Source organism: Arsenophonus sp. ENCA, from assembly GCF_002287155.1.
Taxonomy (GTDB): Bacteria; Pseudomonadota; Gammaproteobacteria; order Enterobacterales; family Enterobacteriaceae; genus Arsenophonus; species Arsenophonus nilaparvatae.
In genome coordinates, this window is record NZ_NHNG01000234.1 from 1 (window position 1) to 1,508 (window position 1,508).

The following is a 1,508-nucleotide window of genomic DNA, read 5'->3' on the forward strand; positions in this document are numbered from 1 at the left end:
GGATGGCAGGGAAGTTGCGCCTGTAATTTGCTGATAGCTTCGTAGGTTGTTTATGCGAAGCGGAGTTGAGCCTACTATCGTAGGGACTTTCCAGCCGGGGTACGCTGACGGCAGCGTACACATACACCGAATAACCAATAGGTGGATTTGTGGTGAGTATCTTTTGGTACTCAGCAAAAATCTTCTTGTGGAGGAGAGTTATTGTGAACTCACAGAAAAAACGCAATAACCTTAGAAAAACCATGTATATCAAGCAGTACAGAGAGAAAGATGAAGTACGTTTATTACGATTACATCTAATAAAAACACTCTCAAATGAAGAAATTATTGATAGCGCATGGCCCCAAGATAACGAACAAGAAAATTACCTCATAAACCTTCTTGCTACATTCAAAAATCAATTACACAGATACCCAACGGACAGTATTGATAACCGCTGCTTAACGAAAGCTTATCTCTATACAGTCAAGAATCGTTACCGCCGAAGAAGGCGGCGAGATTGCTTTACGTCAAACGAAGGAATATACGTGAAATTTTGGGAAATGACGGCTTTTTGCCCGCTGTGTAAATCAGTATTTAAGGCGGTAAAAGCAAAACAGCATCTTAACAACGAACATCCAGAAGCAACTGCTGAGCAAAGGAATGCAGTAAATAGGTTGGCGAAGTTTACGCTTGCAACCTGCAAGCCAAACAAAAAGATAGCGAAAAAAATAACCACAAATGCGACTGATGTACTCAATAGCAGTAAGTACCGCCTTGGGTATTCAGGAACGGTTAGCGGTGGTGCTTTTGGGCAGGGGAAAAGATATTAATTTACCGCCGAAGAAGGAAACCGCATGGACATTCAAACTGAAAACGAAATTCTTCGGGCGATGAAACACTTAACAATCGAGGAAGTGGAGGCATGTGTACCAGAGGGTGAATACTTATACGAGCGATTGACTAATCCCTACATTGCTCAACTATTTTCTAGTTCAAATTCAGGTGACGAACATGATGCCTTGCTGCTGGCACTAGAAACAACCGATAGCTTTAATGACTCTCTATATGACGTTATGCAAAAAATGGCACAGTTCCTGTATTTGATGGAACGCCGTGATGCTTACTACGAGGTGCCAGCATGATGCAGTGGCATGATGTAGAACAAAATACCGAAGCGTGGAATGAACTGAGAACAGGAAAAGTTACAGCGTCTCAATTCGGCTGCTTCATGGCCAACCAAGGGAAAGCTTTTGGTGAACCGGCAAAAAAATATGCACTACAAATTGCGCTTGAAATCATCAAGAAAAAAAAGTCCGAGAATGTCTACTTTAATGCACATATGCAACGCGGTCATGAACAAGAGCCGATGGCTAGAATGCTATATGAAATTCAGAGAAATGTTGATGTCACCAATGGCGGATTTTTCGACCTCGGTGATTATGGCGATAGTCCAGACGGTCTCGTAGGCAGTGACGGGGTAATTGAAATTAAGTCGGTAACTGCTCCAGTGCATTTTGCTACATTGG

At 42.4% G+C, this 1,508-nt stretch carries 3 protein-coding genes; all 3 read left to right on the forward strand.

Annotated features, from left to right (window positions below; translation table 11 throughout):
• Nucleotides 1-203: 203 nt before the first annotated feature.
• On the forward strand, nt 204-812 hold the full coding sequence (locus CBG25_RS06085) for a hypothetical protein (protein WP_290605319.1): 609 nt from the start codon (nt 204-206) through the stop codon (nt 810-812).
• A 24-nt stretch (nt 813-836) separates the two neighbouring features.
• Complete coding sequence (locus CBG25_RS06090; protein WP_290605321.1) at nt 837-1,124, forward strand: hypothetical protein; 288 nt, start codon at nt 837-839, stop codon at nt 1,122-1,124.
• On the forward strand, nt 1,121-1,508 hold a 388-nt coding region (locus CBG25_RS06095; RefSeq protein ID WP_290605323.1), incomplete at its 3' end, for a YqaJ viral recombinase family protein. The genes CBG25_RS06090 and CBG25_RS06095, both read left to right, overlap by 4 nt.